Source organism: Sphingomonas hominis (assembly GCF_013328205.1).
Taxonomy (GTDB): domain Bacteria; phylum Pseudomonadota; class Alphaproteobacteria; order Sphingomonadales; family Sphingomonadaceae; genus Sphingomonas; species Sphingomonas hominis.
In genome coordinates this window covers 282,098-305,566 of record NZ_JABULH010000001.1, presented here as the reverse complement: position 1 = coordinate 305,566, position 23,469 = coordinate 282,098, and the positions used below count along the sequence as shown (strand labels likewise).

Below are 23,469 nucleotides of genomic sequence, written 5' to 3'. Positions count from 1 at the left end.
TCCCGGACTTGATCCGGGATTCCGCTGCCTTCTCCTACGGTTCCCAAGAAGCGGGACCCCGGATCAAGTCCGGGGTGACGCAAGGAAAAGCGCCAAACTGTCGCAGAACGCTTCGAAGCCATCTTCCGCCCGTCAGAAACCCTCGTTGGTGTGACCTTCGCGTGACCTTCCGATCGTCCAACACCCCACGACGGTGTGACCTTCGCGTGACCTTCCGGCCATCCACACCCCGCGTTGGTGTGACCTTAGCGTAACCTTCCGCACCGCCGACCCAGCCGACACGCCTTTCCGCCACGTCACCCCCGCCCACATTAAGCCGCCCGCTTCATTATCTACGTGACGCCGCCCGCCCCCGCCCGCTAGCGTCGGGCGCATGGCGACACATCACCAGCGCGGACTGATCGGCCACGAGGGGCTCACCCCGACCAGCGCCGCCGGCCTCACCTATCCCTTCGGCGACCGCGCGCCGCAGCCGGGCGAGCTGGTGACGATCGCGCCCGGCATCCGCTGGTGGCGCGTGCCGATGTCGGGACCGCTCAAGCACGTCAACGGGCTGATCCTCGACGACCAGGACGCGAGCGGCCCCTGCCTGCTCGCGATCGACACCGGCACCGCCAGCCCGCGCACCACCGAGGCGTGGCGCACGCTGCTCGACGGACCGCTGGCAGGCGAACGGATCGGCCGCATCCTGTGCACCCACATGCACCCCGACCATCTGGGGCTCGCCGGCTGGCTGTCGCGCCGCTTCGACGACGCGCCGATCCTGATGACCCGCACCGAGTGGCTGACCGCGCGAATGCTGTCGTCGGATGCGCGAGCGGAGATGCCGGACGAGCAGCTCGCCTTCTGGCGCGGCGCGGGCTGGAACGCGGAACAGATCGCGGAAGCGAGCAAGGGCGGATCCGCGCGCTTCGCCAAGATGATCGCCGGCCTGCCGCTCGGCTACACCCGCATCCGCGACGGCGAGGTGCTGCGGATCGGCGGCGCCGACTGGCACGTCGTGGTCGGCAGCGGCCACTCGCCCGAGCACGCCTGCCTGGTCGACTATGACCGCCGCATCCTGATCGCGGGCGATCAGGTGTTGCCGCGGATCAGCTCCAACATCTCGCTTCACGCCGGCGAGCCCGGCGCCGACCCGCTCGGCGACTGGCTGGCCTCGATCGAGCGGTTCCGGCAGTTGCCCGACGACCTGCTCGTTCTGCCGGGCCACGGCGACCCGTTCCACGGCCTCCACGCGCGGCTGAATGCGTTGGAGCAGGAGCACCGCGAACGCCTCGATGCACTCGTCGCGCACATGACCGAGCCGCGCCGTGCGGTCGACTGTTTCACCCAATTGTTCCGCCGCCCGATCGGCCCCGACGTGATCGGCATGGCGACCGGCGAGGCGCTCGCGCACCTGCGCCACCTCGAAGTCACCGGCCGCGCGGTGCGCACCACGCAAGACGGCGTGTGGTGGTATTCGCGCGCCTGAACGCCCATTTACGACCCGTGTCCAGCTTCACCACCCGCCCCCGCCCGCAACCGCAGATCGTTCGCGTCATTGATCTCGAAACCACCGGCTCCGCCCCGCCCGCGCACGCGGTATGCGAGGTCGGCTGGCAGGACGTGGCGCTCGGTCAGGACGGCCGCTGGGAACTCTACGGCGACGGCGGTAACATCCTCGTCAATCCCGGCCGCCCGATGCCCCCGGTCACGCAGGCGATCCACCACATCCGCGACGAGGACGTCGCCGACGCGCCCTGGTGGCACGACGTCGCACGCCAGGTGCTCGATCCCTATCCGCGCCGCCTCGCGCTCGCCGCGCACCGTGCCGCGTTCGAGGAGCAATTCTGTACGCCGTCGTTCACGCGCAACGCCGACTGGATCTGCACCTGGAAATGCGCGCTCCGGCTCTGGCCCGACAGCCCGTCCTTCTCCAATCAGGTGCTGCGTTACTGGCGCAAGCCCAGCGGCCTCGAACATGAGCGCGGCCTGCCTGCGCACCGTGCCTTTCCCGACGCCTATGTCACTGCGCACCACCTGCGCGATCAGTTGAACGAGGCGAGCCTCGCGCAACTCGTCCAATGGTCCAACGAGCCCGGCCTCCTGCCACGCGTGCGCTACGGCCCCGACCGCGGCAAGGAGTGGCGCGAGATCGAGGAGGAGAGCCTCGTCAAGTTCATGACCGACCGCGATCCCGACATCCGCTTCACCGCCGAGACCGAGATGGCGCGGCGGCGCGGTGGCGGCCACGTCGGGCGCGCCACTGCGCAGGAATTGCTGCTTTGAGCACCGGAACCGGCGACGGGCCTAATCTATCGCACTTGTGATAGGTCCGTTTAGCTGCTTATCGCGGGCGCGATGGCCCGCTCGTCCACCTTGTTCGTGTCCCCCGCCGAGAGCCCAATTGGCAAGCGGCTCACCGCGTTCATGTCGCTCGGCTTTCTCGCGCTCGTCGCCGCCGGCATCGCCGCCGCCTGGATGACACAGCGCAATCAGGTCCACGCACGCTGGGTCGAGCACACCTACCGCGTCGAGAACACCATCCTCGACCTGCGTCGCCTGATCGAGGAAGGCGAGACGACGCGGCGCGGCTATCTGCTCGCCCCCGACGTTTCGATCCTCAAGGATGCGTATCGAAAGGCCGCGACGGCATTGCCGCAGCGACTCGCCGCGCTCAACGATCTGATCGCTGACAACGACCTGCAGCGCCGAAATCTGGTGACGCTCAACCAGCAACTCGTGCCGATCGTCGCTGCGCGAGCGCGCTCGATCGCGCTGATCGATGGGGGCGACATCGCTGAGGCACGCGCCCTGTTCCGTGCCGAAACCGCCTCGCGCCGCATGATCGGCGTGCGGCGCACGATGGACCGCATGATCGGGATCGAGCGCGTGCTGCTCGCACAGCGTGATCGCGAACTGCAGAACGCGATCCGCACGTTCTACGTCATGCTCGCCCTGACAGGCGTGCTGCTGGTTCTGGTTGCCGCAATCTCACTCGCAGCCGTCTTGTCCTATACCCGCGATCTCGCCCGCTCGCGCGACACCTTGAATGAACTCAACGCCAACCTCGAGACGATCGTGCAGGATCGCACCGCCGACCTGACGCGCGCGAATGAGGAGATCCAGCGCTTCGCCTATATCGTCAGCCACGACCTGCGCTCCCCGCTCGTCAACGTCATGGGCTTCACCGCCGAGCTCGAAGCCTCGACCCAGTCGCTCACCACGCTGATCGACCGAGCCGACGCGGAGGCGCCGCAGCTCGTCAGCGAGGACGCGCGGCTGGCGGTGCGCGAGGATTTGCCCGAGGCGATCGGTTTCATCCGCACCTCGACGCAGAAGATGGATCGGCTGATCAACGCCATCCTGATGCTGTCGCGCCAGGGCCGCCGCGTGCTGTCACCCGAACCGCTCGACATGGTCGCGCTGATGGAGAACATCCGCGACGCCATGACGCACCGCCTGACCGAGGCGAATGCCGAGGTAGTGATCGAGAAACCGATGCCCGACCTGGTCAGCGATCGCTTCTCGCTCGACCAGATCCTGTCCAACCTCGTCGACAATGCGGTCAAATACCTCAAGCCCGGCGTGCCCGGCCGGATCGTGGTGCGCGGCCGCCGCCAGGCATCGCGCGCCGTCATCGAGGTGGTCGACAACGGCCGCGGCATCGACCCGCGCGATCATTCGCGCGTGTTCGACCTGTTCCGCCGCTCCGGCACGCAGGATCGGCCGGGCGAAGGGATCGGGCTTGCCACGGTGCGCGCGCTGGTGTTCCGTCTCGGCGGACATATCGATGTATCATCGACACTTGGCGAAGGCGCCACCTTCCGCCTAACGCTTCCGCTCACGCTCGAACCGCAGGACCGCGCAGAATGAACGCTCCCCAATCCGTCAATATCGTGATGATCGAGGATGACGAGGGCCACGCCCGGCTGATCGAGAAGAACATTCGCCGCGCCGGCATCCTGAACGACATTCGCCATTTCACCGACGGCACCAGCGCGCTCGACTATCTGTTCAAGGCTGAGGACGGCCCGCAGCGCAATGGCCCCGCATTGGTCCTGCTCGACCTCAACCTGCCCGACATGAGCGGCACCGACATCCTGGCGCAGATCAAGGGCAGCGACGGTCCGGTGCGCCGCACTCCCGTCGTCGTGCTGACCACCACCGACGACAAGGTGGAGATTCAGCGCTGCTACGATCTGGGCGCCAACGTCTACATCACCAAGCCGGTGAACTATGAGAGCTTCGCGCAGGCGATCCGCCAGCTCGGCCTGTTCCTGTCGGTGATCCAGGTGCCCGACCTGGGCGACGGCGGGTAAGCGCGCGTGAGCGTCCGCCGCGTCCTCTACATCGACGACGACGCCGGTATCCGCCGGTTGGTGTCGCGCGCGCTGCAACGCCGCGGCTACGCGGTGACCACCGCCGACGGCGGCGAGGCAGGCGTGGCGGCGGCGGAGAGCGAGCCATTCGATCTCGTCGCGGTCGACCATTACATGCCCGGCATCGACGGGTTGGAAACGCTGAGCCGGCTGCGCGCGCTGCCCAATCCGCCCGCGGTCGTGTACGTCACCGGGTCGGAGGAAAGCCGCGTCGCGATCGCCGCGCTGCGTGCCGGTGCCGCCGATTACGTCGTGAAGACGCCGGGCGAAGACTTCTTTGACCTGCTCGAGGCCAGCTTCGCGCAAGTGATCGAGCGTCGCGACCTGGAGCGTCAGACCAGGCGCGCCGAGGACGATTTGCGCGCCAGCAACGCGCGGCTCGAGGCATTGCTCGCGGAGGTCAACCACCGCGTCGCCAACTCGCTCCAACTCGTCACCGCGATGGTGCGGCTGCAATCGAGCGCGCTGACCGACGCCGCCGCGCGCGCCGCGCTGGAGGATACGCAGCGCCGCATCACCGCGATCGCGCAGGTCCACCGCCGCCTCTACACCGGCGCCGCGGTCGAGAGCGTCGACATGCACGAATATCTGACCGCGCTGATCGACGAACTCACCACCACTTGGTCGACCCCCGCGACGCCGCGCGCACTGACGCTCGCCGCCGAACCGGTGCGCCTGCCGACCGACCGTGCGGTGTCCTTGGGCGTGATCGTCACCGAACTCGTCAGCAACGCGTGCAAATACGCTTACCCCAGCGGCGCGGGCGAGGTGCGGATCATGCTGATGCGTGAGGGCGATGCGCGGTACCGGCTGCTGGTCGAGGATGACGGCGTCGGCATCGGGGATGCCGCGCCCAAGGGCACCGGCGTCGGCACCAAGCTGATCCGCGCGATGGCCCAGAGCCTCGACACGAGGGTCGAATATGATCCCCATCACCGCGGCACCCGCGCGATCCTGGCCGGCGCGCTTTAGTGCTTGCCTGATTCCAGGTGACGGTGCGCGCTGACGCGCAACGGCACTAGGCTGCGCGCACCTGCCGCTCCGGGGTAAACGCCACCTCTAACCGCCGAAGCGCGTGAACGAAATTGTTGGGCGCAATGTCGATCCCGCCCGACCAATGGATGTCGGGGAAGCGGGCGAAGATCTGCCGATACGCTTCCTCCAGCTGCACCTGCGCGGTCATCCGCCCGATGCACAGGTGCGGGCCGTAGCCGAAGGCGATGTTCTTCCCCGCGTTCGCCCGCGCGATGTCGAACCGGTCGGGGTCGGCGAACATCGCGGCATCGCGGTTCGCCGCGCCGTAATACATGATGACCTTCTCGCCCTCGGCGATCATCTGCCCATTCAACTCGACGTCGCGGGTGGCGGTACGGCGCATGTAGATGACCGGCGACACCATGCGCGTGATCTCGTGCACCGCGTTGGTCAGCAGGCCGCCGTCTGCTTGCAGCCGCACTTTCTGATCAGGGTGTTTGGTAAACAGCTTCATCGCGCCCGACAGCGTGTTGCGCGTGGTGTCGTTGCCGGCGAACACGATCAGCAGCCACGCACCGTCGAGATACTCGCCCGGCAGCCGCTTGCCCTCGACCTCGGCATTGGCGATCGCACTCATCAGATCGTTCTGCGGATTGGCGCGGCGCTTCGCCAGCATGTCGCGGCCGTACTCGAACATCTCACCGACGTTCTTGTTGAACAATTCGATGAACGCCGCGATCTGCGGGCTCGGCTCCGACAGGCCGGCGAGCTGCTCGATCTGCTCGGCCGCGACCTGCTGCGCCAATTCGAGGAAGTGGATCCAGCCGACGAACCGCTCGCGGTCCTCCGCGGGCACGCCCAGCATCTCGCATAATGTGAAGATCGGCAGCCGCTGCGCAAACTTCTCGACAAAGTCGCACTTGCCAAGCGTCGCCATCGCGTCGAGCAACCGCGTCACCTCCGCCCTCACTCGTTCGCGCAGCCCCCTCATGTAGCTGGCGGTGAAATAAGGCATGTGCTCGCGGCGGAGTTGCCGGTGCGGTCGCCCGTCGAGGTTGATCATCGAGTTGGTCGAGGCGGAGAAGAGCGTCGGGTGGCGCGTCTCCTCCGGTCCCAGCCCCATCAGGATGCCACCCGCTTCCGAGGAAAAGGTGTCGGGGTCGCCGTTGACGCGCTTGACGTCCTCGTACCCGGTCACCGCCCAAAAACCGACGCCCGCGCTACCGCCACTCGTGCGTGGCCCCTCGTGCCACATCACCGGCGCCTGCGCGCGCATCGCGGCGTAATCGGCCCAGGGCTGCCCACCGGTGAAAGCGCGAATGTCGGTCAGCCGCACGCCCGGCAAGGTCGGATACGCTTGCGGAAAGGTCGGGCCATGCCGCCCCTCGACGATATGGTCGCTCACCAGATGCATGCCGCTCTCCTGTTCGCCCGGCAGTGCGCCTGCTGTAACTTTTGTTCTGGCGAACCTTAGCGTGTTTGCCGCACTGGCAAAACGCTTTCTAACGGCGGCGGAACGAGGCGCGCGCGATCACCGCCCCGACACCTAGCAGCACGAGCGGGGCGAGCCATAATGGCCAGGTCTTGCCCCCAATCGGCGGGTCGAAGGTGACGTAATCGCCGTAGCGCGCGATCAGCCACTGACGTACCTGGTCGGGCCGCTCGCCGCCCGCGATCCGCTGTCGCACCAAAGCGCGCATGTCGCCCGCCATGTCGGCGTCCGAATCCGCGATCGACTGACCCTGACAGACGAGGCAGCGCAGCGTCTCCATCAGCGCGCGTGCCTGCGCCTCCTGCGCTGGGTCGCTGAGCTGCGTGTAGGCGAGCGCCGCGGGTGGGCGCTGCGCGCTCGCGGGCGCGGCCACCAACGCCAGCGCGAGCAACAGACGCGTCCTCACTCAGCCGCTGCCAACGCCTGCTGCAACGTGGCGACATCCTCCGCGCGAATGTCGCCGACGTGCTGCATCCGGACCACGCCCCGTCCGTCGATCACGAACGTCTCAGGCACCCCCGACGAGCCGAGTGCCAGTTGCAGCCGGCTGGTCGCGTCATCGCCGATCCGCGAGTACGGGTCACCGTTGCGGCGCAGGAAGCCGGTGATCGCGGGACCGGTATCGCGGATCGCCACCGCGTCGATCGGCACGCCCGCCGCCTTTAGCGTCATCAACTGCGGTGCCTCGGCGACGCATGGCACGCACCAACTCGCGAAGACGTTGAGCAGCCGCGGCTTGCCCTGGCGGAAGTCCTTGTCGGACAGCCCCGGCTTGCCCGCCGCGATCGGCGGCAGCGTGAAGGCGGGCAGCGGCTTGCCGAGCATCGCGGAATAAACAGTACGGTCGGCGGGCAGGTACAGGCCCCACATCACCACCGCAACGATCACGCCGAACGCGCACAGCGGCAGCCAGACGAGCCAGCGTCTGCCCCCGCTCGCTGCGCCGCTCACGCGAACCACTCCATGTCCGCGCGCCGCCGCCGTCGCTGCCACCCGCGCCACTGATGCCCGACGATCGACAGCGCGCCGCCCAGCGCGATCATCGCGCCGCCCAGCCAGATCAGCGTCACGAACGGCTTCCACCACAGCCGCAACTGCCACCGCCCATCGTCACCCAGTGCGCCCAAGACGGTGTAGAGCTGCCCGCCGCCCAGCGTCGCGATCGCGCTCTCGTTGGTGGTCGTCATCGGCGTGGTGAAATAACGCACCTGCGGGTGGAGCACCAACGGCGCATCGTCGCCGTCCCTCACCAACAGCCTCGCCTCCAGCGCGGTCCAATTGTCGCCGATCACCGGGCGCACGCCGTCGAGCGTGACGGTGAACCCCGCCACCCGCACCGGATCGCCGACGTAGACCGCCGCCAGCCGCTCGGTGGTGAACGCACTCGACGCCGCCATGCCCGCCAGGCTCACCGCCACGCCCAGATGCGCGACCACCATGCCCCACAAGGTCAGCGGTGCGCGGCGCAGGTTGCGCTTCGCGAGCGGCGCGACGCTCGCCACCGCCAGCCCCGCCGCCAGCCCCAGGCCGGCGAGCGACAGCACCCCGATCCAGCCGCCGAGCACGAACACGCCGACGACCGCGAACAACGCGGCGGCGATCGGCCATTGCAGCCGCTCGATCACCGCCGCCGCCTCGTCGCGCCGCCACCGCATCAGCGGCCCTGCCGCCATCACCGCCACCAGGATCAGCGCGAGCGGCCCGACTGTCTGGTCGAAGAACGGTGCGCCAACCGACAATTGCGTGCCCATCGCGCCCGCGACGATCGGGTAGAAGGTACCGATCAGCACCACGCCCAGGATCACCGACAGCAGCAGGTTGTTGACCACCAGCGAGCCCTCGCGGCTCAGCGGATCGAACACGTTCCCCTGCCTGACGGTGCCGACGCGCGCGCCGAACAGCGCCAGCGCGCCGCCGATGTAGATCACCAGCAGCGCCAGGATAAAACTGCCGCGCGTCGGGTCGACCGCAAAGGCGTGGACGCTCGTCAGGATGCCCGATCGCACCAAGAATGTGCCGATCATGCTCATCGAGAAGGCGACCACCGCCAGCATGATCGTCCAGGCGCGCAAGCCATCGCGCGTCGCCAGCACACTAACCGAGTGGAGCAAGGCGGTCGCCGCCAGCCACGGCATCAGGCTCGCGTTCTCGGTTGGGTCCCAGAACCACCACCCGCCCCAGCCGAGCTCGTAATAGGCCCAATAGGACCCCGCAGTGATCCCCAGCGTTAGGAACACCCATGCGCCGAGCACCCACGGCCGCATCGCGCGCGCGAACACCGGCCCGACGTCACGCGTCACCAGCGCGCCGACCGCGAAGGAGAAGGCGACCGACAGCCCGACATAGCCGGCGTAGAGCGTCGGCGGATGAAACGCGAGGCCGGGGTCCTGCAACAATGGATTGAGCCCCGCACCGTCACGCGGCGCCGGGTCGAGCCGTGCAAAGGGATTCGAGGCGAACAGCAGAAAGGCGTAGAAGCCGAGCGCGATCGCGGCCTGCGCTCCCAGTGTCGCGATCAGCGTTCGCTCGGGCAGACGCTGCTCGAACTGCGCGACGCCTGCGCCCGCCAGCCCCAGGATCGTCACCCATAGCAGCATCGAGCCTTCGTGATTTCCCCACGCGCCCGCGAACTTGTACAGCCACGGTTTCGCTGAATGGCTGTTGGTGGCGACCAGCGCCACCGACATGTCCGAGCCTAAGAAACACGCGATCAGCGCCGCCATCGCGAGCGCGACTAGCGCCCCCTGAATGATCGCGACCGGCCGCATCGCCGCCGCCACGTCGGCGCGCCCGCGTCGCAATGCGATCACCGACAGAGCGATCTGCAACACGGCAAGCGTGGCCGCGAACCAGAGCGCGGCGAGGCCGAATTCGGCAGTCATGCGGGATGTCGGAGCTGAGGCACGGCGACCCCCGCCTTAGCCGGACGCGGCCGGGAGGGCCAGAAGGCGCGAAAGGTCACGCGAAGGTCACGCCAATACGAAAGGCACGAACCGTGGAAGGTCACGCTAAGGTCAGCCCAACGCGCAAACACGACCGGCGAAAAGGCCAGGCGAAGGTGAGGCCAATGCGTCGTATCGGCCGAGGGTGCCGGGCTGCATGTTGCGGCAAGGCTGACGTGAAAGGATAGGGTTATGTCAAAGGATCGTACGCGGGTGGGTTGATAGTGGCCAAACCGTCGCTGCTCCCGCGCACGACCAGGCACCGGCCCAGTTCCGCGCACCTGAGTGACATCGCCCTACCCGGCCGGAACTGTGTAGGACAGCCGGCTCACGCCGGCTCCATCACCGACAGGATGTCGTCGACCTCCGCGACCGCGAAGGCGCTGTATTCGTCGCCGATCGCGTAAGGCAGCAGCACGCGTCGCCCGTGCAGCAACCCGCCGCAGCTATAGGTCACGTTGGGCACGTAGCCGCCGCGCTGCTCGGCGCTCGGGAACAGCAGCGGCGAGGGCGTGCGCATCAGCACCTTGGACGGATCATCCTTGTCGAGCAGGCATGCGCCGACGCAGTAACCGCGCACCAGGCCGACGCCGTGCGTGAACACCAGCCAGCCCTCGTCGATCTCGATCGGCGAGCCGCAATTGCCGAGTTGCACGAACTCCCACGGATATTTGGGCGCCATGATCAGCTCGCCCGTTTCCCACGTGTCCATGTCGTCGGAGCGCAGCAGCCAGATGTTCTCGCTGTCCTGCCGCCCCAGCATGACGAAGTCGCCGTTGATGCGGCGCGGGAACAGCGCCATGCCCTTGTAGCCTGTCATCCGGCCGGTGAGCGCACGCATCTCAACGGTGCGCAGGTCGACGCCGCGCAGCATTTCCTGTCGCGCGTTCTTCCCGTCGAACGCTGTATAAGTGCCCAGGATGCTGCGCGTGCCGTCGTCGTCGGTGAAGTTGACGAGCCGCACGTCCTCGATGCCCTGCCGCTGGCTCGGTAACACCGGAAAGATCACCGTTTCCGACGGGTCCTGACTGTCCTCGCAGATCAAGCGCAGCCAATCGTCGTGGTGCTGCTCCACGCGCGGCGGCACGCCGTGGGAACTCGGTGGATCGAGCGTCACGCCGTGCTCCCCGTCCCACTCACCGGTGCGGAACGTCACGGACGAGATATGCCCTTCACCGATTCCGCGCAGCGACAACAGGAAACGGATCGCGCCCGGTCTGGACGGCGCTTCCTCGGTTAGTGCAACCATGCTTGGGTTGAACAGCGCGGCCGATTCGAACGCATATTCCTGGCTGAAATACGCGCCGATCAGCACGCGGTCGGTTTCGTCCGCCGCTACGTCGCCGATCTCGCCGCGCATCTCGTCGTAGCGGCGCAGGAACGTGTCTTTCACGTTGCGGTGTCGCTCGCACATCGGTTTCATCAACAGGTCGCGCATCCGCGATCGCATCTCGGGCGACAGTGCCATGACGCGTTCGGCCGCCGCCTTGACGCGCGGGGTGCGCCCTTCGGCGAAGGCGTCGGGATAACCGAACGAGAACGGCCGCACCACCGTACGCGAGGGGTCGGGCTTGAGCTCGAGGTCGAGCTTGGTGAACACCTCGGCGGCGGTTTTCGCGTGTGGGTGGATGCGTTCTAGCTCGGCCGTGGTCACGTTCGCCGGCTGTCCCGTCAGCGGCAGCTCCACGCCCCGATCGTCGGCGGGCGACTCCACGGACAGCGTGGCGGTATTGAGCAACTGCGACATGGGCGGGTGTTCTCCGACGGCGCGAGCGCGAAACGCGGCCCGCACAGCGCACCCAACGGCGGCAACCGCATTCCGCTCCCGGCGCGACACAAATCGTCGCGGTCGGTAACGGATCGATACAGATCAGGTTCGTTCGCCAAGTGGGCGGGCCGGCACGCCAGCCGTCCCGCCCCGCTGGAATCAGCGCCGCTCGTACGCCTTGGGCAGTGCGCCCTCGGTCGGGATGAGGTAACGGTCGCGCAGCTCGGTCTGACGCGAGCGCATCGGCTGCGGCTTGCCGTCGATCCAGATCGCGACCGGCTTAGACGACAGCTCCAAGGGATCGCCGTCCCACATCACCACGTCGCCGCGTCGGCCAGGGCGAAGCGACCCGATCTCGCCGTCCATCCCCAATGCCGCGGCCGGCGCGCTGGTGATGGTGGCGAGCGCGCGGCCCCAATCGAGCCCGGTGGCACCCGGCACGCGCGTGATCGCGACCAGATTTCCGGCGAACTGCTTCACCACATGCTCGCCCGGCGCGTCATTGTAGCCGAGCGTCGAGATCGCGACCGTCACGCCCGCCGCCGCCATCCGCCCGACGTTCGACTCGGTCGCCGCGACCTGCTCGAACGAGGCGGGCAGGTCGGCCAGCGCCTGCGCGATGACGGGGACGCGCGCCGCCGCAATCTCGCGCGCGACCAGCCAGCCTTCGGCGACGCCGACCAGCACCAGCTTGACCTGCGGGTAATCGCGCTTGAGCGACAGCACCGAGCGGATGTCGCTCGCGCGCTCGACATGGACCAGCAGCGGCACACGCCCGTCGAGCACCTGCACCAGCGCGGCCGCGTCGCCGCGCTTGATCAGCGCATCGCGGCCACGCCCGTCGAACGTGGCGGGTGAACGGCGGTAATCCTGCGCCTGCGCGAAGGCGTCGCGAAGTGCTGCATAGGCGGCAGGGCGGCTGCCGCCCGACTGCTGCGCGCCCTCCTCGCCCATCTCGACGTACTGGAACGCACGCGGGCGGATCACCGCCTCCGCGTCGCCCGCCAGCCCGATCACCGCACCCTGCCCCGCGAAGATCGACCCGGCCGAGCGCGGCGAGACGATCGCGCGGGTGACGCCGCCCAGCCGCTCGTTGGCGATGATGACGCTCGACGGGTTGATCGCGGGCGCGATGTCGATCGCGGCGTTGAACGGCGATTGCCGTGCGGTGACGTCGTTGCTCTCCTCGACCCCGTCGGCGTCCTCCAGCCCCATGTTGGAGAAGCCCGCGACGAAGCCGGGCGCGACCCACTTGCCGGTCGCGTCGATCACTTGCGCGCCCGCGGGTACCGCGACACCGCGCCCGGCGGCGACGATCCGGCCGTTCTGCACCACGACGGTGCCGCCCTGGATGGGCGCGGAGCCGTCACCGATCGCGACGGTGCCGCCGGTGATCGCGACGGTCCCACCCCGCAAAGTGGTACTTTGCGGGGACCTCGTTTGCGCAGCCGCCTGCCCCGCGAGAACAGCAGCGGCGGCGAGAAGGAAAGCGCGCTTCACTTGACGTCTCCCGAACCCGGCTGTCCCAACTCGAAGTCGCTCACCGGCCGCAGCCGCGGATTGTCGGCATCGTACAGCAGCGCGCCGTCGATCCACACCTTCTCCGGCCGGGTATAGACGCTGAACGGATTGCCGTTCCACAGCACCACATCCGCCATCTTGCCCGGCACAAGGCTGCCGGTGCGGTCGGCGATGCGCAGCGACTTGGCGGGGTTGAGCGACAGCCACTTCCAGGCCGCCGCGTCGCTGATCTCGATGCCCGAATGGCGCGCGGAGGCGAGTACCTTGGCGACTTCCTGGTTCAATCGCTGGATGCCGTTCTCGTCGTCGGAATGGATCATCCCGCACGCGCCCGATTTCTCCAGGATCGCCAGGTTCTCGCCGATCCCGTCGTAGCTCTCCATCTTGAACCCGTACCAATCGGCCCAGACAGCGGCGCAGGTGTTGTTGGCGCGCAGCAGGTCGGCGATCTTGTACGCCTCGACCGCGTGGTGGAACGCCTCGACGTGGTAGCCGAACTCCTTGGCCATATCGAGTACGTTGGCCATCTCGTCGGCGCGGTAGCAGTGGTTCTGCACCAGGATCTCGCCCGACAGCACGCCGCGCAGCGTGTCCATCGCGATGTCGCGGTCGGGCATGTCGCCGCCGTCGGCGTCGTAGCGATCCCACTTGCGCTTGTACGCCGCCGCCTTCGCCCAGGTCGCGCGATCGACCGCGATGTTGCCCATCCGCGTCGAGGGCTCGCGCCCCTTGCCGCCGTAGACACGCTTCGGATTCTCGCCGCACGCCATCTTCAGCCCGTAGGGTGCGCCGGGGAACTTCATCGCCTGCGTCGTGCGCGCGTAGACGTTCTTCAGCACCACGCTGCGCCCGCCGAACAGGTTGGCGGAGCCGGGCAGGATCTGCAGCGTGGTGACGCCGCCGTTCGCCAGCGCGCGAGAAAAGCCGGGGTCTTGCGGCCAGACGCTGTGCTCGGCCCAGACGTCGGCGGTGACGGGCGCGGTCGCCTCGTTGCCGTCACTCAGCGCGCGCACCTGCGGGCTGGGGTAATCGCCCAGGTGGCTGTGAATGTCGACGATGCCGGGGGTCACGAACTTGCCGGTGCCGTCGATCGTGGTCACACCAGCCGGCGCGGAGACGGTTTGCCCCACCGCGACGATCTTGCCATCGGCGAACAGCACCTGCCCGCGCTCGATCCGGTTGCCCTCGCCGTCGAACACGGTGACGTTGGTGAGCAGCGTCGGCACGCCGGGATAGACGCGGTAGGTCGAAGGGTATGGATCGCGCGAATAAGGCTTGGGCGCCGCCTTGCTCGTGCCCCGCGCATCGCCGCGCGAGGCGGATTGCGGACGCGTTCCTGCCTGCGTGCACGCCGGCAGCACCAATGCCAGCGCCGCGACCATCCCCAGCGCGCTGCCCGCGCTCCCCCTTGCCATGTTTCGCCCCCATTATGCTTGTGTCAGCGATCCTGACGCGCCGGCCAGACCCACGCAAGCGGTAAACCAACCGATCGACGCGGTAACAGGCAGTCAATCCGCACCCGACCGGCGCTTCATCGCCGATCTTCGGCACCGCGATACTTGCGCGCACGATGACGGGTTAACTCATGATCATCGAAAGAATTGTGCAACCATGATGTCGTTATGTTGATTTTTACAACACGGCGTGTTGACCACCCGCGAGCGAGTGATATCTACACCCGTGTAAAGAAGGAGCCAGGTTCAGTGAATGAAGATGTGACGACCAACAACACCGTGGAGCTTGCAACCGAGCTTACCATCGCCTGGCTTTCCAATCCGAACACGCGTGCCGCCAGTGAAGACGTGCCCGCCTTCCTGCAGCAGATGCATCAAGCGGTGAGCAACCTGACCGGCGCCGCCACGCCCGAAAGCACCGAAGAGCCCGAGACCGAGTACACGCCCGCCGTGTCGGTGCGTAAGTCCTTGGCGTCGAAGGATCACATCATCTCGCTGATCGACGGCAAGCCGTACAAGACCTTGCGTCGTCACCTCGCCGGACAGGGCCTGACCCCCGACGAGTATCGCCAGCGTTACGGCCTGAAGCCGGACTACCCGATGGTGGCCGAGAATTACTCGGAAGCGCGCCGCGACATGGCGAAGAAGATCGGCCTTGGCCGCAAGGCGAAGGCCGACGCCGCCGAGCCCGCAGCCACCACCGACGAGGCCGAGGCACCCGCGCCGCGCCGTGGACGCAAGGCGGCCGCTGCTGCCGCGACCGAGGCCTGACCTCTCGCCACGTTTACCCTCGCCCCTGACCGACAATGTGCGCGCCGCACTCGCCACGCGGGTGCGCGCGCTGGTCGGCTCGGGCGAGGTCGACCTGACGCGGCCACCCGGTGACGACGGGCTGTTCGGCCCCGCATCGCCGACGTGGCGCGTCCACGGTGATTTTTCCGCCATGATGATTGGCGGCATCTCGGCGCTGCTGCTCCAGATGCTCCACCCGCTGGCGCTCGCGGGCGTGTGGGATCACTCGGGCTTTCGCGACGACCGGCAGGGTCGGTTGAAGCGGACGGCGCGCTTCATCGCCACCACCACCTTCGGTTCGACCGAGCGCGCGCGCGCCTCGATCGCGCAGGTTCGCCGCATCCACGACCGCGTCCACGGCACGCTGCCCGACGGCACGCGCTACGACGCCAACGATCCGCACCTGCTCACCTGGGTCCATGTCGCCGAGGTCGACAGCTTCCTGCGCGCCTATCTGCGTTATCGCGACCCGGCGATGAGCGCCGCGGACCAGGACCGCTATTTCACCGAGACCGCCGGCATCGCCGAAGCACTCGGCGCGACCGACGTGCCGCGCTCGCGCGCGGAGATCGACCGCTATCTCACGCGCATCCGCCCCGAGCTGCGTGCCGATCACCGCACGCGCGAAGTTGCCGCGGCGCTGCTCGCGCCGGGCGACGACCGCGCGACCACCTCGGCGATGAACCTCGCGGTCGCCGCCGCGATCGACCTGCTGCCGCCCTGGGCGCAGGCGTTGCACGGGCGGAGTCTCCCCGCCTTCGCGCGACCGGCGCTGCGGTTCGGCGCGAACCGCATGGGCGGCGTGCTGCGCTGGGCGCTAAAAGCCTAGCCACTTTCACTTCAACCGATCGTCACCCCGGACTTGATCCGGGGTGACGGACGTTGCGCTTAACTGCTTACCCTAACCGTTCCAGCAAGCGTCAGATGACTGCACCAATCTTCGTCAGTTCACCACCACCGTCACCGCGCGGCGGTTCTGCGCGTAGCTCGCCTCGTCCGAGCCGAGTGCGGCTGGGCGTTCCTTGCCATAGCTGATGACGCTCAACCGCGACGGCGAGATGCCGCGCGCGGCGAGATAATTCTTCGCCGCATTGGCGCGACGGTCGCCGAGCGCGAGGTTGTACTCGCGCGTGCCGCGCTCGTCGGCGTGGCCCTCGATCGTCGCGCGCACGTTGGGGTAGCGCGTCAGCCACTGCACCTGCGTGTCGAGGATCGCGCGCGCCTCGCTGTCGATGTCGTACATGTCGAGCGCGAACAGCACCGTGTCGCTGGTCACCGAGCGTTTGAAATCGGCCGCCGATCCCGGCGTCACTGCGCCCGCGCCGCCGTTCAACCCGCCGTTCGGGTCCTGATAGGCGGGGGGCGCGTCGCCGGCGGCGGGCGGCAGCACCGCGGGCCGCTTCTTCGAGCAAGCCGTGCTCGCGGCGAGCGCGCCCACCAGCAGGATCGTCGTCGTCAGTCGTGCCATGGTCTTTACTCCCGTGATGATCCCTGGAGAAGCCCAGGGGTAATGCGCGGAACCCACGCGATAAAGCAGTTACGGTTGGAGCGGTCCCCACGCCGGATCGGAGCCGTCGAGTGGCGTTGGAATACGCCGCGCGTTGACGCCCGTCAGGTCGACCGACCACAAATCCGCCTTGCCCGCGCTGCCGCGGCCCGAGCGGAAGAAGGTGATGACGCGGCCGTTGGGCGACCAGCTCGGCCCCTCGTCCTGGTTGCCGTCGGTCAGCAGTTTCTCGCCGGAACCATTGGGGCTCATCACGCCGATGCGGAACGATCCCGCCAGCTTGGTAAACGCGATCAGGTCGCCGCGCGGGCTCCACACCGGGGTCGCGTAGCGCCCGCCGCCGAAGCTGATCCGCTGCTGGTTCGATCCGTCGGCGTTCATGACGTAGATCTGCTGCCCACCCGATCGGTCGCTCTCGAACACAATACGGCTGCCATCGGGCGAGTAGCTGCCGCCGGTGTCGATGCCGGGGGAGTTGGTCAGCTTCTGCGGCGTCCCGCCGCCCGCGCTCGACACGCGGTAGATGTCGGTATTGCCGCCGTCCGCGCGCGAGAACAGGATCCAGCGCCCATCGGGTGAGAAACGCGGCGCGAAGGTCGTCGCCGCATTCTGCACCACCAGCCGCTGCTTGCCCGTGCCGATGTCGTAAACGTAGATCGCCGGGTTCTTGCCGACATAGCTCATGTAGACGATCGACTGCTGATTGGGCGCGAAGCGCGGCGTCAGCACGATCGACGATCCCGCGGTCAGGAAGCGGTGATTGGCACCGTCCTGGTCCATGATCGCCAACCGCTTGATCCGGTTCCCCTTCGGGCCCGTCTCCGAGACATAGACCACGCGGCTGTCGAAGTACGGCCCTTCGCCGGTCAGGCGCGCGTAAATCGCGTCGGCGCATTTGTGCGCGGCGCGGCGCCACTGCGACGGCGGCACAACGAAGCCCTGCCGCACCAACTCCGCGCGCGCGGTCACGTCGTACAGATAGCAGCCGACCGTCAGCGACCCGTCGCCGTTGGCGCGGATATAGCCCTGCACCAGCGCCTGCGCGCCGGTTCCGCCCCAGTAATCGTACGCCGGCGCGGTCACTTCGGGGAACATGATGGTGCGCAGTTGCGCCGGCGGGATTGGCGTGAACAGCCCCGACGCGCGCAGGTCGTTGGCAATGATGTCGGAGAGCTGACGCCCCAGCGCGTCGGTCGACCCTGCGGCGGTGCTGGTGACCGCGGGCGTCGGCATCGCGGGGATCGCGATCGGCATCGGCGCGGAGATGCCGCCGGTCACGTCGACTTCCAGCGGCGGCGGCGTTTGCCCCGGCGCGGCTTGCGCGGGTAACTGTGGCGGTTGGGCCCCGGCAGGCGGGTTGAGCGTGACGGGCGGCACGTCCTGCGCCAGCGCCGGCGCGGCAAGACAGGTCAGCCCGAGAAGAAGCGCGCGAATCCTCACCGCAATTTCCAATTATAGTTGATGTTGCTCCACCCCCCGTTGGCGGTGGCATAATATTCGGCCGGCAATTTCAGCGGCGAACAGCCCTTAAACGCTGCGATCCCCAGGTCGACCACGCGGCGCGCGTAACGCTCATTATCCTCGTCGACCCCGCGCTGGCGCACCATCGTCGGCGTCGCCGACAAGGTGCCGTCGCGGTTGAGCCTGAGGTTGAGCGTCGTCACGATCTGGTTCGCGCCGGGACCGGGGTCGACCTGCCGATCGGCGCACGGCTGGATCTGCCGCGCGATCGCCTGCTGGATCGCGGCGAGCGCGGCCCCGTCGACGCGCGCGGCCGATGGCGGTGCATCGCTGTTGCGCGCCTTGCTCGGCTCGGCAGACAGGCCTTTGAGGAAGTCGGAACCCAGCCGCCCGCCGCGTGGCCGCTCGGCCTTGGCCGTCTCGGTCGCGCCGCTGCCGCGGTTGGCAGCAGGCTTTGCCGCGGGCTTGCCCGACGATTTGGCGTCGCTGGTCGCGTTGCTCGGCTTGGACGCACTCGCCTTACCGCTGCCGGTCTGCGCCGCGGGTTTCTGCGCCGGTTTGGCAGCAGGTTTCGCCGGGGCCGGCTTGGCCGCGGGTTTCGCCGGCGCCTTCTGCTCTGCCTCGCGCACCGCGGGCTTGGGCTTCGGCTGCGGCTTGGGCGCGGGGACCGGCTTCGGCTTGGGTTGGGGCTTCGGCGGGGCGGGCTTGGGCGCAGGCTTCGCGGGCGCGGGCTTCGGCTCCGGGCGTGGCTCGGGCTTAGGCTCGGGTTTCGGTGCCGGCTTGGGTGGCGGTGCTGGCGCGGGAGCGGGCGCAGGCGCCGGCTCTGGCGCGGGCTCCGGTTCGGCGGCGGGTGGCGCCGCGTCCTCGGGCTCACCTTCTTCCGGCGAAACGCGCTCAGACGGTGCCTCGCTGCTCGCCGGCGCTGCCGCCTCCAGCGCTACGTCGGGCACCAGGCTGACCTCGACCGGCGTCTGCTTCAGCTTGACCGGATTGGGACTGTCGAGAAAGCCGAGCGACATCGCGCCGAACAGCAGGACGTGTCCTGCGGCGGCGACGCCAAGACCGACCTTCTCGGTGCGGTCCATCAATCCTCCCCGACCGTCACCAGCGCCACGCGGTTCAGCCCGGCGCGGTTAAGCTCGCCCATCACGCGCATCACCTGCCCGTAATCGAGCTTGCGGTCGGCGCGCAGGTACACCTGCGGCGGCTCAGACCCTTGCGCCGCGGCAGCGATCGCGTCGAGCCGCGCCGACAGCGTGTCGAACGACATCTCTTCCTTGGCGATAAAGATGCGGCCCTGCTCGTCGAGCGAGATCTCGGTCGGCTGCTTTTCCTGGTCGAGCGGCTTGGCCCGGCTGTCGGGCAGGTTCACCGGCACCCCCGCGGTCAACAGCGGTGCGGTCACCATGAAGATGATGAGCAGCACCAGCATGACGTCGACCAGCGGGGTCACGTTGATGTCCGCCATCGGCGCGCGCCGCCCGCGGCTCCGCCCGGAAGGGAGATGCATCGCCATCGCGTCGGCCCCTCAGCGCTCGCGGTCGAGCTGGCGCGACAAGGTCGCGTGGAAGCCGTCGGCGAAGCGGTTCAGCCGCGCCTCGATCCGGTTGATGCCGTGGCTGAAGCGGTTGTACGCGATCACCGCCGGGATGGCGGCGAACAGGCCGATCGCGGTCGCGAACAGCGCCTCCGCGATACCTGGCGCCACCACCGCCAGGCTCGTGTTCTGCTGGCTCGCGATCGAGGTGAAGCTGCGCATGATGCCCCAGACGGTGCCGAACAGCCCCACGAACGGCGCGACCGACCCGACCGTTGCCAGCACGTTCAGCCGGTCGGACAATTCGTCGATCTCCTTCGCGACCGCCGCGCCCATCGTGGTCGCCAGCCGGTCGCGCGTGCCCTCGCGGTCGATCACCTGCCCCTGCGTCGATCGGCGCCATTCCGCGACACCCGCCGCCAGCACGCGCGCCGACGGCAGATCGGCATTGCCCTTCGACTTGTAGAAAGCGTCGATATCCTCCGCCTTCCAGAAATCGCGCTCGAACGTCTCGGTCGCCTTGCGCGTGCGCCCGACCTTCAGCCAGAACATGACAATGATCGCCCAGGTCCAGATGCTGGCGAGCAGCAGCCCCAGCATCACGCCCTTCACCACCCAGTCGGCCTGAAGGAACAAGGCGATCGGCGACAGCGTCGCCGCGTCGGTGTTCACGATCGGGTTCAAGTGACAGGCTCCCCAGTGTCGGTATGAGTATCAAGGTCGTTGAATGGCATCAGCGTGCGGTACAGGTCGAGCCACGCCGCCGGTTGCCGCCGCGGTCGCCCATCGGGTCCGACCAGCGCCGCGGTGACGACGCCGCGCGTCAACAAGAGCGCGTCGCGCCTGACTGTCTGATGAATGACGACGCGCGCAGGCGTCACCGCCTCCACGGTGGAATGGACCACCAATGCATCGTCGAGCCGTGCCGGCGCGGCGTAGCGGATCTGCAGGTCGTGGATCGCGTAGGCGGCGCCTTCGCCCTCGAAATGCGCGCGCTGATCGATGCCGGCGACGCGCAGCATGTCCGACCGGGCGCGCTCCATGTAGCGCAGGTAATTGGCGTGGTAGACGACACCCGAGAGATCAGTATCCTCGAAATAGACGCGCAGCGGGAACAGGTGCACCCTGCCCTCGAAGCCTCCACTCGCGGGCATTGGTCCGCCATCCGACATTCGTCGGGCTTTAACCAAGACCAACGCGCGACGGAAGCCCGCTCGCGGGCCAGGTCGATCCTACTCGACTTAACCTAGTTGAGCGACGACGCGTCCACGCTGATCCGCGGCAGGTCCTTTGCCACCAGCGGCGTCGCGGTCGCGCGCGCGGGCACCGCCTGCGTCACGACCTGCGGGCGCGGCTCGGCACCCGGCACCGCCTGCACCGTGGCCGCGGTCGCGACCACTGGTGCCGCCAGCGGTCGCGGCGCGACCGGCACAAGCGCGGACTGCGTCCGCCACGCATCGTACGCGCGGAAGAAATCGGTGAAGGGCTGGTCGAGCGCGACGAGCTGCACGCTCGCGAATTGCGCGAACTCGGCATCGGGCACGGCCGGCGCGGCGGTCAGCGCCTGCTTCGCCGCGGCGCAGAAGCCGGCGCGCGCGAAATCCTGCGACCAGTAATTGTACAGTCGCGTCATTGCGTCGTCGTAGCTGTCGCGCCAATCGCCGCCGCGCGCCTTGAACTCCGCCGACAGGCTCGCCTCCGCCTTCGCCAGCGCCGGCTTTCGCGCGGTCAGCATCGCGTTGTAGGCCGCCGTCGTCTGCGCTTCCTCACCGTCACGACACGCGAGCGCGGCGACGTTCAGCGCGGTGCGCAAATGCCACATCGTCGCAGCCTCGGTCAGCGCGCGATTGGGCGTGGCGTAGCTGCCGTCGGCCATCCGGATCGGGATCACCATGCCCGGACGTCCGCCCTTGGGCATCTGCGCCACGACCGGCGCGGGCGGCGGCAGCGTCGCGACGACCGGCGGCGGCGCGACCTTGGCGCAGCCGGCGAGCGCCAACGTGCTCACGACGACGATCTTGTGGAGCGGCAACCTACGCATCACGAATCCTTCCGGCCCCCCGGTCGGATCGCTTGTAGGCGGCGATTGGTTAACGCGCGGTAATCATGCGGCGGACCGTGCGCGGTTCACCCTGTTCACGCCGTCATTGGTCGCGTCACGCCGCGCGGGCGCGCAGCGCGTCGGCCGCCTCGGTCATCAATTGCGCGATGATGTCGGCGATCGGCTCCTCTTTGGTCACCATGCCGACCGACTGGCCCGCCATCACGCTGCCGTGCTCGATGTCGCCGTCGATCACCGCGCGGCGCAGCGCACCCGCCCAATAATGCTCGATCTCGAGCTGCGCTTCGGCCATCGCGACCACGCTCTCGTCCAGCCGCTGTGCGACCTCGCGCTGCTTGGCGGTAAACAATTCGCCGCCGGCATTCTTCAGCGCGCGTACCGGAATGACCGGCAGACGCGGGTCGATCTGCACGCTCGCCACCGCGTCGCGCGCCGAGGCACGGATAAACGCGCGCTTGAAGTTCGGGTGCGCCACGCACTCGGTCGCGCAGACGAAGCGCGTGCCGAGCTGCACCCCCGCCGCGCCCATGTCGAGGTAACCCGCAATCGCCTCGCCGCGCCCGATCCCGCCGGCGACGAACACCGGCACCTTGTCCGCGATCTCGGGCAGCATCTCCTGCGCCAGCACGCTGGTCGAAACCGGACCGATATGTCCGCCCGCCTCCATCCCCTCGATCACCAGAGCGTCGACACCGGAGCGGATCAGCTTCTTCGCCAGCGCCAGCGTCGGTGCGAAGCAGATGACCTTCGCCCCCGACGCCTTGATCGCCTCCAGCGAACCCTTCGGCGGCAACCCGCCCGCCAGCACGACGTGGCCGACGTCGTGCGCCGCGCACACCGCGATCAATTCGTCCAGCTGCGGGTGCATCGTGATCAGATTGACCCCGAACGGCCGCTCGGTCAGCGCCTTGGTGCCTGCGATCTCCGCGTCGAGCAGCGCCGGCGTCATCGCGCCGCACGCGACCACCCCGAACCCGCCCGCGTTCGACATGGCGGCGACCAGGTTGCGCTCCGACACCCACGACATCGCGCCCGCCATGATCGCGACCTCGGACCCGAGAAAGGCGCAGCCGCGTTCCATGCGGCGGGACAGGCGATCGGCGCCGACGTTGTTCATCTCGTTCATGGACCGGCCCTAGCGCGGGCGGCGCAATGGAGAAAGCATGAAGCAGGCATCGGGCGAACTGGCGATCCAGACCCGCGGACAAGGGCTGGTGGAGATCACCGACGAGGTTACGCGTTGGCTGGACGGGCAGGCGATCGAGACCGGGCTGCTGACGGTGTTCTGCCGCCACACCTCGGCGTCGCTGCTCATCAACGAAAACGCCGCCCCCGCCGTCCGCCGCGATATCCAGCGCTATTTCGCGCACGTCGCGCCGGAAGCCCGCGATTACGAACACGACGACGAAGGCCCCGACGACATGCCCGCCCACCTGCGCACCGCGCTGACCGACGTGTCGCTGTCGGTGCCCGGCGCGCGCGGCGAGCCCGTGCTCGGCACCTGGCAGGGCATCTACCTGTTCGAACACCGCGCCGCACCGCATCGCCGCCGCGTCGCACTTCACGTCATCGGGGAGTAGCCGCCGCATTCGTCATC

23 protein-coding genes are annotated in these 23,469 nt (G+C 68.3%); 8 read left to right on the top strand and 15 right to left on the bottom strand.

Annotated features, from left to right (window positions below; genetic code table 11):
- Nucleotides 1–373: 373 nt before the first annotated feature.
- The 5 genes from HRV97_RS01570 (at nucleotide 374) to HRV97_RS01550 (ending at nucleotide 5,333) form a co-directional block, all read left to right on the top strand.
- Entirely contained in the window at nucleotides 374–1,471 is a 1,098-nt protein-coding gene (locus HRV97_RS01570; protein WP_174191945.1) for an MBL fold metallo-hydrolase, read from the top strand.
- A 17-nt stretch (nucleotides 1,472–1,488) separates the two neighbouring features.
- Nucleotides 1,489–2,268, top strand: a complete 780-nt coding sequence (locus HRV97_RS01565) for an exonuclease domain-containing protein (RefSeq protein WP_343044404.1) — start codon at nucleotides 1,489–1,491, stop codon at nucleotides 2,266–2,268.
- A 72-nt stretch (nucleotides 2,269–2,340) separates the two neighbouring features.
- Nucleotides 2,341–3,855, top strand: coding sequence for a sensor histidine kinase (locus HRV97_RS01560; RefSeq protein WP_174191944.1), 1,515 nt, complete (start codon nucleotides 2,341–2,343; stop codon nucleotides 3,853–3,855).
- The gene (locus HRV97_RS01555; protein ID WP_174191943.1) at nucleotides 3,852–4,301 is read left to right on the top strand and encodes a response regulator; all 450 of its coding nucleotides are present in this window, start codon (nucleotides 3,852–3,854) and stop codon (nucleotides 4,299–4,301) included. Before HRV97_RS01560 ends, HRV97_RS01555 begins: the two co-directional genes overlap by 4 nt.
- A 6-nt stretch (nucleotides 4,302–4,307) precedes the next feature.
- Nucleotides 4,308–5,333, top strand: coding sequence for a response regulator (locus HRV97_RS01550; RefSeq protein WP_174191942.1), 1,026 nt, complete (start codon nucleotides 4,308–4,310; stop codon nucleotides 5,331–5,333).
- Nucleotides 5,334–5,379: 46 nt separating this feature from the next.
- Here HRV97_RS01550 and HRV97_RS01545 read toward each other — a convergent pair whose 3' ends face one another.
- The 7 genes from HRV97_RS01545 to HRV97_RS01515 form a co-directional block, all read right to left on the bottom strand.
- A complete protein-coding gene (locus HRV97_RS01545; protein ID WP_174191941.1) occupies nucleotides 5,380–6,750 on the bottom strand; it encodes a cytochrome P450 in 1,371 nt (456 codons plus the stop codon).
- Nucleotides 6,751–6,838: 88 nt separating this feature from the next.
- Complete coding sequence (locus tag HRV97_RS01540) at nucleotides 6,839–7,234, bottom strand: cytochrome c-type biogenesis protein CcmH (protein WP_174191940.1); 396 nt, start codon at nucleotides 7,232–7,234, stop codon at nucleotides 6,839–6,841.
- Nucleotides 7,231–7,698, bottom strand: a complete 468-nt coding sequence (locus HRV97_RS01535) for a DsbE family thiol:disulfide interchange protein (protein WP_174192594.1) — start codon at nucleotides 7,696–7,698, stop codon at nucleotides 7,231–7,233. The genes HRV97_RS01540 and HRV97_RS01535 overlap by 4 nt, the downstream gene beginning before the upstream one ends.
- Before the next feature lie 77 nt (nucleotides 7,699–7,775).
- Nucleotides 7,776–9,710, bottom strand: a complete 1,935-nt coding sequence (locus tag HRV97_RS01530; RefSeq protein ID WP_174191939.1) for a heme lyase CcmF/NrfE family subunit — start codon at nucleotides 9,708–9,710, stop codon at nucleotides 7,776–7,778.
- A gap of 388 nt (nucleotides 9,711–10,098) precedes the next feature.
- Complete coding sequence (locus tag HRV97_RS01525) at nucleotides 10,099–11,517, bottom strand: glycoside hydrolase family 130 protein (RefSeq protein WP_174191938.1); 1,419 nt, start codon at nucleotides 11,515–11,517, stop codon at nucleotides 10,099–10,101.
- 180 nt (nucleotides 11,518–11,697) lie between these two features.
- Nucleotides 11,698–13,038: an amidohydrolase family protein gene (locus HRV97_RS01520; protein ID WP_174191937.1), complete on the bottom strand. Its 1,341-nt coding sequence runs from the start codon at nucleotides 13,036–13,038 to the stop codon at nucleotides 11,698–11,700.
- A complete protein-coding gene (locus tag HRV97_RS01515; protein WP_425505712.1) occupies nucleotides 13,035–14,474 on the bottom strand; it encodes an amidohydrolase in 1,440 nt (479 codons plus the stop codon). The genes HRV97_RS01520 and HRV97_RS01515 overlap by 4 nt, the downstream gene beginning before the upstream one ends.
- A gap of 300 nt (nucleotides 14,475–14,774) precedes the next feature.
- Here HRV97_RS01515 and HRV97_RS01510 point away from each other — a divergent pair, with 300 nt between their 5' ends.
- Both HRV97_RS01510 and HRV97_RS01505 read left to right on the top strand, forming a co-directional pair.
- The gene (locus tag HRV97_RS01510) at nucleotides 14,775–15,284 is read left to right on the top strand and encodes a Ros/MucR family transcriptional regulator (RefSeq protein ID WP_425505711.1); all 510 of its coding nucleotides are present in this window, start codon (nucleotides 14,775–14,777) and stop codon (nucleotides 15,282–15,284) included.
- 37 nt (nucleotides 15,285–15,321) lie between these two features.
- The gene (locus HRV97_RS01505) at nucleotides 15,322–16,134 is read left to right on the top strand and encodes an oxygenase MpaB family protein (RefSeq protein ID WP_343044403.1); all 813 of its coding nucleotides are present in this window, start codon (nucleotides 15,322–15,324) and stop codon (nucleotides 16,132–16,134) included.
- 114 nt (nucleotides 16,135–16,248) lie between these two features.
- Here the strand turns inward: HRV97_RS01505 and pal are convergent, their stop codons facing one another.
- The 8 genes from pal to HRV97_RS01465 form a co-directional block, all read right to left on the bottom strand.
- Complete coding sequence (gene pal / locus HRV97_RS01500) at nucleotides 16,249–16,773, bottom strand: peptidoglycan-associated lipoprotein Pal (protein ID WP_174191935.1); 525 nt, start codon at nucleotides 16,771–16,773, stop codon at nucleotides 16,249–16,251.
- 69 nt (nucleotides 16,774–16,842) lie between these two features.
- Entirely contained in the window at nucleotides 16,843–18,258 is a 1,416-nt protein-coding gene (tolB, locus tag HRV97_RS01495; RefSeq protein WP_425505725.1) for a Tol-Pal system beta propeller repeat protein TolB, read from the bottom strand.
- Nucleotides 18,249–19,358 (bottom strand): cell envelope biogenesis protein TolA, encoded by a 1,110-nt coding sequence (locus HRV97_RS01490; protein WP_174191933.1) that lies wholly within the window; start codon nucleotides 19,356–19,358, stop codon nucleotides 18,249–18,251. The genes tolB and HRV97_RS01490 overlap by 10 nt, the downstream gene beginning before the upstream one ends.
- Complete coding sequence (gene tolR / locus HRV97_RS01485; RefSeq protein WP_174191932.1) at nucleotides 19,358–19,789, bottom strand: protein TolR; 432 nt, start codon at nucleotides 19,787–19,789, stop codon at nucleotides 19,358–19,360. Before tolR ends, HRV97_RS01490 begins: the two co-directional genes overlap by 1 nt.
- Before the next feature lie 12 nt (nucleotides 19,790–19,801).
- On the bottom strand, nucleotides 19,802–20,494 hold the full coding sequence (tolQ, locus tag HRV97_RS01480) for a protein TolQ (protein WP_174191931.1): 693 nt from the start codon (nucleotides 20,492–20,494) through the stop codon (nucleotides 19,802–19,804).
- Nucleotides 20,491–20,964 (bottom strand): YbgC/FadM family acyl-CoA thioesterase, encoded by a 474-nt coding sequence (locus tag HRV97_RS01475; RefSeq protein ID WP_174191930.1) that lies wholly within the window; start codon nucleotides 20,962–20,964, stop codon nucleotides 20,491–20,493. Before HRV97_RS01475 ends, tolQ begins: the two co-directional genes overlap by 4 nt.
- A gap of 92 nt (nucleotides 20,965–21,056) precedes the next feature.
- Nucleotides 21,057–21,851, bottom strand: a complete 795-nt coding sequence (locus tag HRV97_RS01470) for a hypothetical protein (protein WP_174191929.1) — start codon at nucleotides 21,849–21,851, stop codon at nucleotides 21,057–21,059.
- Nucleotides 21,852–21,966: 115 nt separating this feature from the next.
- On the bottom strand, nucleotides 21,967–22,998 hold the full coding sequence (locus tag HRV97_RS01465; RefSeq protein WP_174191928.1) for an NAD(P)H-dependent flavin oxidoreductase: 1,032 nt from the start codon (nucleotides 22,996–22,998) through the stop codon (nucleotides 21,967–21,969).
- A 37-nt stretch (nucleotides 22,999–23,035) separates the two neighbouring features.
- On the opposite strand from HRV97_RS01465, the gene HRV97_RS01460 reads away from it, so the two are divergent.
- Complete coding sequence (locus tag HRV97_RS01460) at nucleotides 23,036–23,452, top strand: secondary thiamine-phosphate synthase enzyme YjbQ (RefSeq protein ID WP_174191927.1); 417 nt, start codon at nucleotides 23,036–23,038, stop codon at nucleotides 23,450–23,452.
- Nucleotides 23,453–23,469 lie beyond the last annotated feature (17 nt).

Coding starts and splice junctions, on each gene's coding strand:
- HRV97_RS01465 (WP_174191928.1), bottom strand. CDS start 22,998: ATGAACGAGATGAACAACGTCGGCGCCGATCGCCTGTCCCGCCGCATG.
- HRV97_RS01570 (WP_174191945.1), top strand. CDS start 374: ATGGCGACACATCACCAGCGCGGACTGATCGGCCACGAGGGGCTCACC.
- HRV97_RS01545 (WP_174191941.1), bottom strand. CDS start 6,750: ATGCATCTGGTGAGCGACCATATCGTCGAGGGGCGGCATGGCCCGACC.
- HRV97_RS01515 (WP_425505712.1), bottom strand. CDS start 14,474: ATGGCAAGGGGGAGCGCGGGCAGCGCGCTGGGGATGGTCGCGGCGCTG.
- HRV97_RS01470 (WP_174191929.1), bottom strand. CDS start 21,851: ATGCGTAGGTTGCCGCTCCACAAGATCGTCGTCGTGAGCACGTTGGCG.
- HRV97_RS01535 (WP_174192594.1), bottom strand. CDS start 7,698: ATGTGGGGCCTGTACCTGCCCGCCGACCGTACTGTTTATTCCGCGATG.
- pal (WP_174191935.1), bottom strand. CDS start 16,773: ATGGCACGACTGACGACGACGATCCTGCTGGTGGGCGCGCTCGCCGCG.
- HRV97_RS01525 (WP_174191938.1), bottom strand. CDS start 11,517: ATGTCGCAGTTGCTCAATACCGCCACGCTGTCCGTGGAGTCGCCCGCC.
- HRV97_RS01560 (WP_174191944.1), top strand. CDS start 2,341: ATGGCCCGCTCGTCCACCTTGTTCGTGTCCCCCGCCGAGAGCCCAATT.
- tolR (WP_174191932.1), bottom strand. CDS start 19,789: ATGGCGATGCATCTCCCTTCCGGGCGGAGCCGCGGGCGGCGCGCGCCG.
- HRV97_RS01555 (WP_174191943.1), top strand. CDS start 3,852: ATGAACGCTCCCCAATCCGTCAATATCGTGATGATCGAGGATGACGAG.
- HRV97_RS01460 (WP_174191927.1), top strand. CDS start 23,036: ATGAAGCAGGCATCGGGCGAACTGGCGATCCAGACCCGCGGACAAGGG.
- HRV97_RS01530 (WP_174191939.1), bottom strand. CDS start 9,710: ATGACTGCCGAATTCGGCCTCGCCGCGCTCTGGTTCGCGGCCACGCTT.
- HRV97_RS01475 (WP_174191930.1), bottom strand. CDS start 20,964: ATGCCCGCGAGTGGAGGCTTCGAGGGCAGGGTGCACCTGTTCCCGCTG.
- HRV97_RS01490 (WP_174191933.1), bottom strand. CDS start 19,358: ATGGACCGCACCGAGAAGGTCGGTCTTGGCGTCGCCGCCGCAGGACAC.